This is a genomic window from Bradyrhizobium elkanii WSM2783 (genome assembly GCF_000472865.1).
Lineage (GTDB): Bacteria > Pseudomonadota > Alphaproteobacteria > Rhizobiales > Xanthobacteraceae > Bradyrhizobium > Bradyrhizobium elkanii_A.
In genome coordinates, this window is the sequence record NZ_AXAP01000002.1 from 26,092 (window position 1) to 40,461 (window position 14,370).

Annotated in this window: 15 protein-coding genes; 14 read left to right on the forward strand and 1 reads right to left on the reverse strand. The window is 64.8% G+C overall.

Features of this window, described 5'->3' with window-relative positions; genetic code table 11:
- Positions 1-4 precede the first annotated feature (4 nt).
- The 6 genes from YY7_RS0102160 to YY7_RS0102185 all read left to right on the forward strand — a co-directional run bounded on the left by YY7_RS0102160 (position 5) and on the right by YY7_RS0102185 (position 5,288).
- Complete coding sequence (locus tag YY7_RS0102160) at positions 5-490, forward strand: GNAT family N-acetyltransferase (protein WP_028161794.1); 486 nt, start codon at positions 5-7, stop codon at positions 488-490.
- Complete coding sequence (locus YY7_RS0102165) at positions 490-1,002, forward strand: dihydrofolate reductase (protein ID WP_028161795.1); 513 nt, start codon at positions 490-492, stop codon at positions 1,000-1,002. The genes YY7_RS0102160 and YY7_RS0102165 overlap by 1 nt, the downstream gene beginning before the upstream one ends.
- A 161-nt stretch (positions 1,003-1,163) precedes the next feature.
- A complete protein-coding gene (gene hflK / locus YY7_RS0102170; RefSeq protein ID WP_028161796.1) occupies positions 1,164-2,306 on the forward strand; it encodes an FtsH protease activity modulator HflK in 1,143 nt (380 codons plus the stop codon).
- Positions 2,303-3,223 carry a protease modulator HflC gene (gene hflC, locus YY7_RS0102175; RefSeq protein ID WP_028161797.1) on the forward strand — a complete coding sequence of 307 codons (921 nt, stop codon included), beginning with the start codon at positions 2,303-2,305 and terminating at the stop codon, positions 3,221-3,223. The genes hflK and hflC overlap by 4 nt, the downstream gene beginning before the upstream one ends.
- A gap of 74 nt (positions 3,224-3,297) precedes the next feature.
- Positions 3,298-3,498 (forward strand): DUF2065 domain-containing protein, encoded by a 201-nt coding sequence (locus tag YY7_RS0102180; RefSeq protein WP_028161798.1) that lies wholly within the window; start codon positions 3,298-3,300, stop codon positions 3,496-3,498.
- A 284-nt stretch (positions 3,499-3,782) separates the two neighbouring features.
- Complete coding sequence (locus tag YY7_RS0102185) at positions 3,783-5,288, forward strand: Do family serine endopeptidase (protein ID WP_028161799.1); 1,506 nt, start codon at positions 3,783-3,785, stop codon at positions 5,286-5,288.
- 93 nt (positions 5,289-5,381) lie between these two features.
- Here YY7_RS0102185 and serB read toward each other — a convergent pair whose 3' ends face one another.
- The gene (serB, locus tag YY7_RS0102190; RefSeq protein ID WP_028161800.1) at positions 5,382-6,275 is read right to left on the reverse strand and encodes a phosphoserine phosphatase SerB; all 894 of its coding nucleotides are present in this window, start codon (positions 6,273-6,275) and stop codon (positions 5,382-5,384) included.
- Between serB and miaA the strand changes: the two genes are divergently transcribed.
- The 8 genes from miaA to ilvC all read left to right on the forward strand — a co-directional run bounded on the left by miaA (position 6,274) and on the right by ilvC (position 14,318).
- A complete protein-coding gene (gene miaA, locus YY7_RS0102195; protein WP_028161801.1) occupies positions 6,274-7,212 on the forward strand; it encodes a tRNA (adenosine(37)-N6)-dimethylallyltransferase MiaA in 939 nt (312 codons plus the stop codon). The two genes, serB and miaA, sit on opposite strands and share 2 nt — an antisense overlap.
- A gap of 384 nt (positions 7,213-7,596) precedes the next feature.
- A complete protein-coding gene (locus tag YY7_RS0102200; protein ID WP_028161802.1) occupies positions 7,597-9,372 on the forward strand; it encodes an acetolactate synthase 3 large subunit in 1,776 nt (591 codons plus the stop codon).
- A gap of 9 nt (positions 9,373-9,381) precedes the next feature.
- On the forward strand, positions 9,382-10,365 hold the full coding sequence (locus YY7_RS0102205) for a threonine dehydratase (RefSeq protein WP_028161803.1): 984 nt from the start codon (positions 9,382-9,384) through the stop codon (positions 10,363-10,365).
- Between the two features lie 25 nt (positions 10,366-10,390).
- Positions 10,391-10,933, forward strand: coding sequence for an acetolactate synthase small subunit (gene ilvN, locus YY7_RS0102210; RefSeq protein ID WP_028161804.1), 543 nt, complete (start codon positions 10,391-10,393; stop codon positions 10,931-10,933).
- A 3-nt stretch (positions 10,934-10,936) separates the two neighbouring features.
- Entirely contained in the window at positions 10,937-11,632 is a 696-nt protein-coding gene (locus YY7_RS0102215) for a class I SAM-dependent methyltransferase (RefSeq protein ID WP_028161805.1), read from the forward strand.
- Between the two features lie 27 nt (positions 11,633-11,659).
- The gene (locus YY7_RS0102220) at positions 11,660-12,535 is read left to right on the forward strand and encodes an EamA family transporter (protein ID WP_028161806.1); all 876 of its coding nucleotides are present in this window, start codon (positions 11,660-11,662) and stop codon (positions 12,533-12,535) included.
- A gap of 8 nt (positions 12,536-12,543) precedes the next feature.
- Positions 12,544-13,149 carry a LysE family translocator gene (locus tag YY7_RS0102225; protein ID WP_028161807.1) on the forward strand — a complete coding sequence of 202 codons (606 nt, stop codon included), beginning with the start codon at positions 12,544-12,546 and terminating at the stop codon, positions 13,147-13,149.
- A gap of 149 nt (positions 13,150-13,298) precedes the next feature.
- Positions 13,299-14,318, forward strand: coding sequence for a ketol-acid reductoisomerase (ilvC, locus tag YY7_RS0102230; protein WP_028161808.1), 1,020 nt, complete (start codon positions 13,299-13,301; stop codon positions 14,316-14,318).
- The last annotated feature ends 52 nt before the right edge of the window (positions 14,319-14,370 follow it).

The window sequence follows — 14,370 nt, forward strand, 5'->3', positions numbered from 1 at the left end:
AAGGATGTCGCTGACGATCCGCCGCGCGCGCGTCGATGAAGCCGGGCTCGTCCATTCGTTGGTTCGCGAGCTTGCCGAATACGAGAAGCTGCTGCACGAGGTGAAGGCCAGCGAAGCCGACATCGCCGGCGCGCTGTTCGGCGACAATCCGCGGCTCATTTGCGATATCGCGGAGTGGGACGGCGAACCTGCGGGCTTTGCCGTCTGGTTCGTCAATTTCTCCACCTTCGCTGGAAGCCACGGTATCTATCTCGAGGATCTGTTCGTCCGCCCGGCGCTGCGCGGCAAGGGCATCGGCAAGGCGCTGCTGGTGCATCTTGCCAGCGAATGCGTCGCCAACGGCTGGTCGCAATTGCAGTGGGCGGTTCTCGACTGGAACACGCCCTCGATCGAATTCTACAAATCGCTCGGCGCCGTGATGATGGACGAATGGACGCTGTGCCGCGTCACCGGTCCGGCGCTACAGGCGCTGGCGGACGGGGCGCGCTGATGGAGATCGTGCTGATCGCAGCGGTTGCCGAGAACGGCGTAATCGGGCGCGACAATGCGATCCCGTGGCGCTTGAAGAGCGACCAGCAGCGCTTCAAGGCCATCACCATGAACAGGTCGGTGGTGATGGGACGCAAGACCTTCGAGTCCCTGCGCAGGCCGCTCCCCGGCCGGACCAACATCGTGGTGACGCGCGACGCGAACTATCGCGCTCCCGGCGCGATCGTCACCCAGTCGTTCGAGGACGCCCGCGCGATCGCGCTTGGCGATGCGCTGCGGCGTTTCGCCACCGAGATCGCCGTCATCGGCGGCGCCGAGATCTACGCGCAGTGGATCGAAAGTGCCGATCGGCTCGAAATCACCGAAGTGCATGCGCGGCCGGAAGGCGATACGTATTTCGCCACAATTGACACGGCGAAATGGGAAGAAGTGGCGCGGGTGCGAAATCCGGCCGGGCCGCATGACAGCGTCGATTTTTCCTATGTGACATATCGCCGGCGGATCAAGCGTTAACCCCGCTAGCCAATGTTTGCATTGACAATTATGTCCGCAGGCATAGCTCGTTCAGCTTGGAAGCTTGCGTTGTAAGGGGCCATCCGGTCCCCTATAAAGCCGGGCGACTGACGAGGCCGGGCGTCCATCATCCATCCCGGGCTTGCCGAGGAGAAGCGTTAATGCCGTGGAAGAATCAAGGCGGGGGGCCGTGGGGCTCGGGTCCGAAGGGACCATGGGGCACCGGACCGCAATCGCCCGGACCGCGCCCGCCGGATCTTGAGGACCTCCTGCGCCGCGGCCAGGACCGCCTGCAGCAGCTCCTGCCCGGCGGTCATTTCAGCAGCATGGGGATCGCGCTTGTCGTCGTCGGCGCGCTCGCGATCTGGGGCCTGTCCGGCTTCTTCCGGGTGCAGTCGGAAGAACTCGGCGTCGTCCTGCGCTTCGGTAAGCATGTGCGCACGGTGCAGCCGGGCCTGAACTATCATTTGCCTTATCCGATTGAGACAGTGCTGCTGCCGAAGGCGCTGCGCGTCTCCACCATTTCGATAGGCATGACCCTGATCGACGACCCGGCGCGGCGCGGCCGCACCATGCGCGACGTTCCGGAAGAGAGCCTGATGCTGACCGGCGACGAGAACATCGTCGACGTCGATTTCACCGTGCTGTGGCGGATCAAGCCCGACGGCGTCGGCGACTTCCTGTTCAACATCCAGAATCCCGAGGGCACCGTGAAGGCGGTGGCGGAGAGCGCCATGCGCGAGGTGATCGGCCGGTCGCAGATCCAGCCGATCCTCACCGGCGCGCGCACCACCACCGAGCAGAACGTGCAGGAATTGATGCAGAAGACGCTCGATACCTACGGCGCCGGCGTCCTGATCACCCAGGTGCAAATGCAGAAGGTCGATCCGCCGCAGCAGGTGATCGACTCGTTCCGCGACGTGCAGGCCGCGCGGGCCGACCTCGAGCGGTTGCAGAACGAGGCACAGACCTATGCCAACCGTGTGATCCCGGAGGCGCGCGGCCGCGCTGCCCAGATCGTGCAGGCGGCCGAAGGCTACAAGGAGCAGGCGGTGGCGGAGGCCAAGGGCCAGAGTGCGCGCTTCCTGAAGGTCTATGACGAGTACAAGAAGGCCCCCGACGTGACGCGGCAACGCATTTATCTGGAGACCATGGAACGCATCCTCGGTGGCTCCGAGAAACTGGTCTATGACGGCGGCGCGTCGGGCCAGAACAGCATCGTGCCTTATTTGCCGCTGAGCGAGCTGACGCCGCGGCGTCCGTCCGCCACCACCGGTCAGCAGCAGGGCGGAGGCACGCGATGAGGTCCCCCGTCACCGGCATTGCCGCGCTGATCATTCTGCTGGTGCTGGTCATCATCGGCTACAGCTCGGTCTTCACCGTGCAGCAGACCGAGCAGGTCCTGGTGGTCCGGCTCGGCGAACCCGTCCGCGTCGTCACCGAGCCCGGCCTCAACTTCAAGGCGCCGTTCATCGATTCCGTGATCTCGATCGACAAGCGCATCCTCGACCTGGAAAACCCGTCGCAGGAAGTGATCGCCTCCGACCAGAAGCGACTGGTGGTTGACGCCTTCGCTCGCTACCGCATCAAGAACGCGCTGCGCTTCTATCAGAGCGTCGGCACGATCCAGGCGGCCAACGTGCAGTTGACGACGCTGCTCAACGCGGCGCTGCGCCGCGTGCTCGGCGAGGTCACCTTCATCAACGTCGTCCGCGACGAGCGCGAGAGGTTGATGGCGCGGATCCGCGACCAGCTCGACCACGAGGCCGACGGCTACGGCATCCAGGTCGTCGACGTCCGCATCCGCCGCGCCGACCTCCCGGAGCAGAACAGCCAGGCGGTCTACCAGCGGATGCAGACCGAGCGCCAGCGCGAGGCGGCCGAATTCCGCGCCCAGGGCGGTCAGAAGGCGCAGGAGATCCGCTCCAAGGCGGATCGTGAGGCAACCGTCATCGTCGCAGAGGCCAATTCGTCCGCGGAGCAGGTACGCGGCGAGGGCGACGCCGAGCGCAACCGGCTGTTCGCCGAAGCCTATGGCAAGGACGCGGATTTCTTCAGCTTCTACCGCTCGATGACTGCCTATGAGAACGGCCTGCGCGCCAACGACACCCGTTTCCTGTTGCGCCCGGACTCCGATTTCTTCAAATATTTCGGCAGCGCGTCCGGCCGTCAGCCAACCGTCGGTCCGTCGGCAGCGGCCGCCGCGCCGAGGCAGCAGTAACCGCATCACGAGGGCGAGGCATCCGCTTCGCCCCTTAGCCAAGAAGAAACGCCCGGACGAGAGGTCGCCATCCGATGAGGTCCATAGCGTTCACCGACTTCCTCATCGGTGTGGGAATTCTGTTCGTGCTCGAGGGCCTGATGTTCGCGGCAAGCCCGTCCTGGATGCGGCGCGCGATGAAAAGCGCGCTGGCAACCCCGGACAATGTCTTGCGCGTGGTCGGGATCGGATCGGCGGTGGCTGGCTTGATCCTGATCTGGCTGGTGCGGCGGTAGCGGTCGCCGCGAATGTAGGAGCTATCGCCGCGAACACAGGCGTCGTCATGGCCGGGCTTGTCCCGGCCATCCACGCCCTTTTGTGAGAGCGGCGAAGAACGTGGATGGCCGGGACAAGCCCGGGCATGACGAAAAAAATTGGCCGCCCGGAACTTGTCGGTCCAACGCGATCGTGAGCCGCAAGGCGCCGGTTTTTCGCCGAAATGGTTGTCTCAAATGCTTGCGCGGCCACCCCGTTCGGGCGCACTGTGGCCCTGTATTATACTTCCTGGAGAGAAGCTGACATGACCGGTGCCAGACCCGCCTTGAGCCGTCGCCTGCGCCTGATGGGAGCCGCGATCGCCATCGGCGCCGCCGGCATGTTTGCCTCGGTGCCAGCGGCCTTCGCGCGAGGACCCGACGGCATTGCCGACGTTGCCGAAAAGGTGATCGATGCGGTCGTGAACATCTCGACGTCGCAGACGGTGGAGGCCAAGGGCGGCGGCGCCATGCCGCAACTGCCGCCGGGCTCGCCCTTCGAGGAGTTCTTCGACGACTTCTTCAAGAACCGCCGTGGCCCCGGTGGCGGCAAGGGCGGGGACAAGAATGGCGAGTTTCAGCCGCGCAAGACCAACTCGCTCGGCTCCGGCTTCATCGTCGACACCGCTGGCATCGTGGTGACCAACAACCACGTGATTGCCGATGCCGACGAGATCAACATCATCATGAACGACGGCACCAAGGTGAAGGCGGAACTGGTCGGCGTCGACAAGAAGACGGATCTTGCCGTCCTGAAGTTCAAGCCGCCGAAGCCGCTGACCGCGGTGAAGTTCGGCGATTCCGACAAGCTCAGGCTCGGCGAATGGGTGATCGCGATCGGTAACCCCTTCAGCCTCGGCGGCTCGGTGACCGCCGGCATCGTGTCGGCGCGCAACCGCGACATCAGCCAGGGTCCCTATGATAGCTACATCCAGACCGACGCCGCCATCAACCGCGGCAATTCGGGCGGACCGCTGTTCAACCTCGAAGGCGAAGTGGTCGGCGTCAACACGCTGATCATCTCACCGACCGGCGGCTCGATCGGCCTCGGCTTTGCCGTGCCGTCGAAGACGGTCGCTGCCGTCGTGGATCAACTGCAGAAATTTGGCGAGCTGCGCCGCGGCTGGCTCGGCGTGCGAATCCAGCAGGTCACCGACGAGATCGCCGACAGCCTCAACATCAAGCCGGCGCGTGGTGCGCTGGTTGCCGGCGTCGACGACAAGGGGCCGGCGAAACCCGCGGGCATCGAGCCTGGCGACGTCGTGGTGAAGTTCGACGGTAAGGACGTCAAGGATCCCAAGGATCTCTCGCGCGTCGTCGCCGACACCGCCGTCGGCAAGGAAGTCGACGTTGTCGTCATCCGCAAGGGCAATGAGGAGACCAAGCGGGTCACGCTCGGCCGGCTCGAGGACACCGACAAGGTGCAGCAGGCCAACGCCAAGACCAAGGATGAGCCGGCGGAGAAGCCGGTGACGCAGAAGGCGCTCGGGCTCGATCTTGCGGCGCTGAACAAGGATCTCCGCACCAAGTACAAGATCAAGGACAGCGTGAAGGGCGTGATCATCACCGGCGTCGATGGCTCCTCCGATGCCGCCGAAAAGCGCCTGTCCGCCGGCGACGTCATCGTCGAGGTCGCGCAGGAAGCGGTCGCCAACGCCGCCGACATCAAGAAGCGCGTCGACCAGTTGAAGAAGGACGGCAAGAAGTCGGTCCTCCTGCTCGTCTCCAACGGCGACGGCGAACTGCGCTTCGTGGCGCTGAGCGTGCAGTAGCGCTCGTCATTGCCGGGCTTGACCCGGCAATCCATCGCCTTCTTTCAAGTGGATGGATGCCCGGGTCAAGCCCGGGCATGACGGTCAAGGAGCCTACCCCTCCACGAATTCATCCCGCCGATAGCCCTGTGCGTAGAGCAGCGCGGTGAGGTCGCCGTAGTCGATCCGCGCCGCCGCGGCGGCTGCGACCGCGGGCTTGGCGTGGTAGGCGACGCCGAGGCCGGCGGCCTCGATCATGCCGAGGTCGTTGGCCCCGTCGCCGACGGCCAGCGTGTCGATGGCATCGAGGTCGAAGGCCTCGCGCAGCTCGATCAGCGTGGCGAGCTTGGCGGCGCGGCCGACGATCGGCTCCTTCACTTCGCCCACGAGCTTGCCGCCTTGCGCGATCAGCTCGTTGGCGCGGTTCTCCTGGAAGCCGATCTTGGCGGCGATGGCGCTCGTGAACAGCGTGAAGCCGCCCGAGATCAGGCAGGTCCAGGCGCCATTGGCGCGCATGGTCATCACCAGTTCGCGGCCGCCCGGCGTCGGCGTGATGCGCTTCTTCAGGACCTCGTCGACCACGCTGACCGGCAGGTCCTTCAATAGCGCGACGCGCTCGCGCAGCGCCGGCTCGAAGGCGATCTCGCCGCGCATCGCGCGTTCGGTGATTTTTGAGACGTGCTCCTTCATCCCGGCGAAATCGGCGAGCTCGTCGACGCATTCCTGGCCGATCATGGTGGAATCCATGTCGGCGAGAAAAAGTTTCTTGCGCCTGAAGGCGCGAGGCTGCACCACAATATCGATCGGCAGGTCGCCGCGCGCCTCTTGCAGGCGGGCTTCGATCGCCTTGATATCCTCGCTGCCGTCAAAGGGGATGTCGATGGCGACTTCGTCGAACAGCCACTCTGCCGCGCCGGGCGACGGCAGGACGGCCAGCGCGCCGTCGACAATGGTGGAATCGAGCGCCGGATTGGCGGGATTGCAGATGAGGGTGGCGACAAGCGACATGGCGGCGGCTTCGAAAGCTGGGACAAGAGCGGTGCTTATCGCAGGGCCGACCGCCAGCGGCAAGTCGGCGCTGGCGCTCGATCTCGCGCAAAAAGCCGGCGGCGTCGTGATCAACACCGACTCGATGCAGGTCTATCGCGACCTCCGCATCATCACGGCGCGGCCGACGGTCGAGGAGGAGGCGCTGGTCGCGCACCGGCTCTACGGCCATGTCGACCCAGCTACAAATTTCTCGGCCGGCGCCTGGGTCGCGGATGCCGCGAAGGTGCTTTCCGAGGTGCGCGCCGAGAACCGGCTGCCGATCTTCATCGGCGGATCGGGCCTGTATTTCAAGGCGCTCACCCGCGGGCTGTCGGCGGTGCCGCCGATCGCTGCCGAGGTGCGCGAGGTTGTGCGCGAGCGGCTCGAGCGTGACGGCGTCGAGGCGCTGCATGCGGAACTTTCCCGGCGCGATCCCGCCTATGCCGAGCGCCTGAAGCCGCGGGACCGCACCCGCATCGCCCGCGCGCTCGAAGTCGTAGAGGCGACCGGCCGCTCGCTGACCGATTGGCATCGCGACGGCCTGCCGCCGCTATTGCCGCCGGGCGAGTTCTCCGCGCTGTTCCTCGCGCCGGAGCGCGACAAGCTCTATGCCCGGATCGATGCCCGGTTCGAGGCGATGCTGAACGCTGGCGCGCTGGACGAGGTCGCAAAGCTCGCCGCGCGCGATCTCAATCCCTTGCTGCCGGCGATGAAGGCCCACGGCGTGCCGGCCGTGATCCGGCACCTCAAGGGCGAGATCAGCCGCGAGGAGGCATCCGAGATCGGCCGCGCCGACACCCGCCATTACGCCAAGCGCCAATTCACCTGGTTCCGCCACCAATTGCCGGAATTCGAATGGGTCGCGCCGGAAGCGGCGAGGGGATGGGTGGACAGCGTCGTTCCGGGGCGCGACTGAAAGGAGCGAATCCGGAACCTCGAGATTCCGGGTTCGCGCTGCGCGCACCCGCGTTGTGGGGCCAATCTCGCATGGCTGGGAACAACAATTTCGCACTCGCCGAATGCCAGGAACCCCGCTACATTGCGAAAAGTCGCGCTGAACGCGTCCCTGCCTTGACATTCGGGCATTGGTCGGTATGGTCGCGCAACCTTTGGGAAGCCTGAGCCGGTCCATGCGTAACATTATTACCAAACTCATCGTCGTCGTACCCAGGCACACCGCCGGGGATGGCTAGCGGCCATCTGACAGACAGGCGGTGTGCATGGGGCCTCTCGGGCCCTTTTTTATTTCCCAAATCAAAGACCTAACGCCGCGCAAGAAACCGCGCATCCGGAGCCAGCCATGAAAGACAAGAGCCACGATCCGAACCAGATGACGGGAGCCGCGATGATCGTCCGCGCGCTGATCGATCATGGCGTGCAGCACCTTTTCGGCTATCCCGGTGGCGCGGTGCTGCCGATCTACGACGAGATCTTCCAGCAGAGCGAGGTCGAGCACATCCTGGTGCGGCACGAGCAGGGCGCCGGCCACGCGGCCGAGGGCTATGCGCGCTCGACCGGCAAGCCCGGCGTGGTGCTGGTGACCTCCGGCCCCGGCGCCACCAATATGGTGACGGCGCTCACCGACGCGCTGATGGATTCGATCCCGCTGGTTTGCATCACCGGCCAGGTGCCGACCCATCTGATCGGTAACGACGCGTTCCAGGAATGCGACACGGTCGGCATCACGCGCCCCTGCACCAAGCACAATTGGCTGGTCCGCAACGTCAACGACCTCGCAAAGGTCCTGCATGAGGCGTTCTACGTGGCGACCTCCGGCCGTCCGGGCCCGGTCGTGGTCGACGTGCCGAAGGACGTGCAGTTCGCGGTCGGCACCTATCATCCGCCGCGCAAATCCGACGTTCACATCTCCTACGCGCCGCGCGTCAAAGGCGATGCGGCCCAGATCCGGAAAGCCGTGGCACTGCTCGCGTCCGCCAGGCGGCCGGTGATCTATTCGGGCGGCGGCGTCATCAATTCCGGCCTTGAGGCCTCCAAGCTGCTGCGCGATCTCGTCGAATTCACCGGCTTCCCGATCACCTCGACCTTGATGGGCCTCGGCGCCTATCCGGCCTCGGGCAAGAACTGGCTCGGCATGCTCGGCATGCACGGCACCTATGAGGCCAACATGACCATGCATGATTGCGACGTCATGCTGTGCGTCGGCGCGCGCTTCGACGACCGCATCACCGGCCGCACCGACGCGTTCTCGCCGGGCTCGAAGAAGATCCACATCGACATCGATCCATCCTCGATCAACAAGAACATCCGCGTCGACGTGCCGATCATCGGCGATTGCGGCAACGTGCTCGGCGACCTCTTGCAGGCGTTCAAGGCCGAAGCGAAGCGGCCGGACATCAAGGCGTGGTGGCAGCAGATCGCGCAATGGCGCGCGCGCAACTCGCTGTCCTACCGCAAGAACAACGATATCATCCTGCCGCAATATGCGATCCAGCGCCTGTTCGAGCTGACGCGCGGCAAGGACACCTACATCACGACCGAAGTCGGCCAGCACCAGATGTGGGCGGCGCAATTCTACGGCTTCGAGGAGCCGCACCGCTGGATGACCTCCGGCGGTCTCGGCACCATGGGCTATGGCCTGCCGGCCGCGGTCGGCGTGCAGGTGGCGCATCCCGACAGCCTCGTCATCGACATCGCCGGCGACGCCTCGGTGCAGATGACGATCCAGGAGATGTCGACGGCGGTTCAGTACGAGCTGCCGATCAAGATCTTCATCCTGAACAACCAGTACATGGGCATGGTGCGGCAGTGGCAGCAGCTTCTGCACGGCAACCGCCTGTCGCATTCCTATACCGAGGCGCTGCCTGACTTCGTCAAGCTCGCGGAGGCCTATGGCGGCGTCGGCCTGCAGGTGATCAAGCCGGCCGATCTCGACGGCGCGATCAAGGAGATGATCGCGATCAAGCGCCCGGTGCTGTTCGACTGCCGCGTCGCCGCGCTCGAGAACTGCTTCCCGATGATCCCCTCCGGCAAGGCGCACAACGAGATGTTGTTGCCGGAGGAGGCGACCGACGAGGCAACCGCGACCGCCTTCGCCGGCGGCAAGGCGCTGGTGTGAGATGGACTGATGTTCGACCTTGGACAGCTCGAGCGCGCGCAGGCGATTGTCGGCACGGCGGTGCCGCCGACGCCGGTGTATGCCTGGCCGCTGCTCGCTGAGCGGCTGGGTGCGAATGTCCTGGTCAAGCATGAGAACCACACGCCGACCGGCGCCTTCAAGGTGCGCGGCGGGGTCGTCTATCTCGATCGGCTGAAGCGCGAGCAGCCCGATACGCGAGGGATCATCTCGGCGACGCGCGGCAATCACGGCCAGAGTCTCGCCTTCGCCGCGCGTCGTAATAGTGTCCCTGCGACGATCTACGTGCCGCATGGCAATTCGGTCGAGAAGAACCGCGCCATGCGCGCCTTCGGCGCCGAGCTGGTCGAACACGGCGAGGATTTTCAGGCGGCGCGGGAGGAGGCGGTGCGGCGCGCCGAGAGCGCGGGCCTGCACATGGTGCCGGCGTTCCATTCCGACCTGGTGCTGGGCGTTGCGACCTATGCGTTGGAGCTGTTCAAGGCCGCACCGGACCTCGACCTGCTCTATGTGCCGATCGGGCAGGGCTCCGGCATCTGCGGCTGCATCCGTGTCCGCGATCTCCTCGGCCTGCAGACCGAGATCGTCGGCGTGCAGTCGACGGAGGCACCGTCCTATGCTTTGTCGTTCGCAGCCGGCGCCCTCGTCACCACCGAGACCGCCAACACCCGCGCCGACGGCATGGCGACTCGGATTCCCGAGGCCGATGCGCTCGCGATGATCCGCAAGGGTGCCTCCCGCATCGTGCAGGTTAGCGACGACGAGGTCGGCGCCGCCATCCGCTATTACTGGACCGATACGCACAACCTCGCCGAAGGCGCCGGCGCCGCGCCGCTCGCGGCCGCGCTGCAGGAGCGGGACAAGATTCAAGGCAAGCGCGTCGGCCTGGTCCTGAGCGGCGGCAATATCGATTTCGACCTGTTCCGCCGGTGGGTCGGGACGGACGCCGCCATCGCCGAGCGGGCGATGGCGTGACAGAGCAATCCTTGAGGGGACGACCATGAACCAGCCCGCATCCGCCTACTTCCTCGAAGAGCGCCACGATCCGAACGAGTCGCACACTCTCTCCGTGCTCGTGCAGAACGAGCCGGGCGTGCTCGCGCGCGTCATCGGGCTGTTCTCCGGCCGCGGCTACAACATCGAAAGCCTCACCGTCTCCGAGACCGAGAGCCAGAAACATCTTTCGCGCATCACCATCGTGACCACGGGCACGCCGATGGTGATCGAGCAGATCAAGCATCAGCTCGACCGCATGATCCCCGTCTACCGCGTCGTCGACATGACGCTGTCGGGACGCTCGATCGAGCGCGAGCTCGCAATGGTGAAGGTGCGCGGTACCGGCGACCACCGCGTCGAGGCGCTGCGGCTCGCGGATGCGTTCCGGGCACGGGTCATTGATGCCACCACCGAGAGTTTTGTGTTCGAGATCACAGGCAATACCGCCAAGATCAATCAGTTCATCGACCTGATGCGCCCGCTCGGCCTGGTCGAGGTGTCACGCACGGGCGTCGCCGCGATCGGACGCGGGCCGGAAGGGATGTGAACCATGTTGGCGCGCGACTGGTACTACACGCAAAGACGTAGGGTCGGCATCGATACCGCGGTCGCCTCGATCTATGGCCGCGATGACGACAGCGACGTCCGCGCCCGCCAGACGCTCAACATGCTCGGCGTCAAGCCGGGCTGGCGCGTCGCCGATATCGGTTGCGGCAACGGTGTGCTCGCCTGCGAAGCGGCGCTGATGGGCGCCGACGTCGATGCGATCGACATCTCGCCGGCGATGCTGACGCTCGCCAATATCTATGCACGCGACCGCAGGGCGCGCATCCGCACCCAGCCGGCGGGACTTCTCAGCTTCGCCTATCAGCCGAATTCCTATGACCTGATCGTCAGCGAATTCACGCTGCATCATTTGCCGGATTTCTGGAAAGCGGTGGCGCTGTCGCGGATCTTCAACGCGCTGAAGCCGGGCTGCGAGTTCTATCTGCGCGATATCGTGTTCGTCAGCATGCCCGACGGCGTGGAGCGCGACGTCGAGGGCTGGGCCGATTTTTCCATCAAGAACCACGATTTCGAGCGCGAGGGCGTGGTGACGCACATGCGCGACGAATATTCGACCTTCGGTTGGGTGATGGAACGCATGCTGACCGAGGTCGGCTTCACCCTGGTCTCCGCCGACTACCACGCGCCGCTGCACGGCACCTATCTCCTGCGCAAGCCGAAGCCGGAACAGAAGAGCTAGAACCAAAGAGCTGGAAAAGACGAGCCAATGAAACCGGCCGACGTCTGCATCGCCGTCATGGTCGCGGTGATCTGGGGGCTTGCCTTCGTCGCCAGCCGGATCGCGCTTGACGAATTGCCGCCGGAATTGATGACGGCGCTGCGTTTTGGGATCGCGGCGGTGCCGTGCCTGTTCCTGCGCAAGCCGAAAGTGTCCTGGCCGCTTCTGATCGCCATCAGCCTGAACCTGTTCCTCGGCCAGTTCCTGGCGCAGTCGATCGCCATTGCGCATGGCATGCCGGTCGGGCTCACCAGCGTGATCGTGCAGAGCCAGGCGCTGTTCACGATCGCGTTCGCCGCTATCGTGTTCAGCGAATGGCCGAGCCGGATGCAGATGGTCGGCATCGGCGTTGCCGCGATCGGCCTCTTGATGATCTCCGGCACCGTCGGCCATGATTTCAGTGCCGGCGCGTTCGCGATCCTGATGATCTCCCCGATCTGTTTCGCGGTCGGCAATCTCCTGCTGCGGCCCGCGCAGGGTGCGCGCATGTTCGATCTGTTCGCATGGCTGTGCCTCTGCGCCGCCGTTCCCCTGTTCGCGCTGTCGCTGGTCACCCTCGGGGTGAAGCCGACCTGGCAGGCGCTGTCGCAGATGTCGATGGCCGGTATCGCCTGCATGCTGTTCGTCGGCGCCGTCTCAACCAGCATCGCCTATTGGCTGTGGGGTCGGCTCTTGCGCGACTATCCGGCGGCGCAGGTGGTGCCGTTCGCGCTCCTGGTGCCGTTCGTCGGCTCCGCCGCCTCCAGCATCGTGTTCGGCGAACGGTTCGGGCCGCTGCGGCTAGCGGGCATGGCCGCCGTCATCGGCGGCATCGCCATCATGCTGTTCTCGCGACGTCCGCAACCCCAGACGAAGATCGCATGAGTGGTGTCATGTCGCAGTCGGTTCTGATCGCCTTCGTGATGTTCGCCGTGGTGATGTTCTTCACGCCGGGGCCGAACAACATCATGCTGCTGTCCTCGGGATTGACTTACGGCTTCCGCCGCACGGTGCCGCATATGGCGGGCATCACGGTCGGATTTGCGTTCATGGTCGGCGCCGTCGGGCTTGGCCTCGGCACAGTCTTCATCGCCTATCCCGCGCTGCAGACCATCCTGAAATATATCGGCGTCGCCTATTTGATCTATCTTGCCGCCGCGATCGCGATGGCCGAGCCATCCTCGCCGGAGTCCGGTGACGGAAGCGGCCGCCCGATGACCTTCTGGGGCGCGGCCATGTTCCAATGGGTCAACGCCAAAGGCTGGGTGATGGTGATCGGTACCATCACCGCCTATGCGGCGATTGCCGCATTCCCCTGGAATATTGCGATCCAGGTCGGCTTGAGCCTGATCCTCGGCACCTTGTCCTGCATCGCCTGGGCGCTGTTCGGCACCGCGCTGCGGCCGATCCTGACCTCGCGCCAGGCGGTCCGCGCTTTCAATATCGTGATGGCGATCCTGTTGCTCGCCTCGCTCTACCCGGTCTTCATGGACGCATGATGCCGCACCGCGCCATGCGAGAACAGGGTTTCCCCTGACGGGAAAAATGCTCTAGACCACGCCGGAAATTCGCGGGCGCCGGCGGTCTTGATCCACCTGCAAGCCCAAATCCATCGGCCGATGTTCGGCCCCCTCAAGAGGAAACTACGATGCGAGTTTATTACGATCGCGATGCCGACCTGAACCTGATCAAGGGCAAGAAGGTCGCCATCGTCGGCTATGGCAGCCAGGGCCACGCCCATGCGCTCAACCTGAAGGATTCCGGCGTCAAGGAAGTGTCGATCGCGCTGCGTCCGGGCTCGGCCTCGGCCAAGAAGGCTGAGGCTGCCGGCTTCAAGGTGCTGAGCGTTGCGGATGCTGCCAAATGGGCCGACCTCGTGATGATGCTCACCCCCGACGAATTGCAGGGCGACATCTATCGCGAGCACCTGCACGACAACATGAAGAAGGGCGCCGCGCTGGTGTTCGCGCACGGCCTCAACGTCCACTTCAACCTGCTCGACCCGCGTGCCGATCTCGACGTCCTGATGATTGCCCCGAAGGGCCCCGGCCACACCGTGCGCTCCGAATATCAGCGTGGCGGCGGCGTGCCCTGCCTGATCGCGATCGCCAAGGACGTCTCCGGCAACGCGCATGATCTCGGCCTGAGCTACGCCTCCGCGATCGGCGGCGGCCGCGCCGGCATCATCGAGACCACATTCAAAGAGGAATGCGAGACCGATTTGTTCGGCGAGCAGGTGGTGCTCTGCGGCGGCCTGGTCGAGCTGATCAAGGGCGGCTACGAGACGCTGGTCGAAGCCGGCTATGCGCCGGAGATGGCCTATTTCGAGTGCCTGCACGAAGTGAAGCTGATCGTCGACCTGATCTATGAAGGCGGCATCGCCAACATGAACTACTCGATCTCAAACACTGCCGAATACGGCGAATACGTCACCGGTCCGCGCATCGTGACGGCCGAGACCAAGGCCGAGATGAAGCGCGTTCTCGCCGACATCCAGGGCGGCAAGTTCGCCCGCGACTGGATGCTGGAGAACAAGGTCAACCAGACCTCGTTCAAGGCCACCCGCGCCAAGCTCGCACAGCACCCGATTGAGGAAGTCGGCGCCAAGCTGCGCGACATGATGCCCTGGATCAAGAAGGGCGCGCTGGTCGACAAGACGAAGAACTAAGCCGCGATCAAGAAGTAAGGTGGGCAGAACGCAAGTATGCCCACCTTCAGCA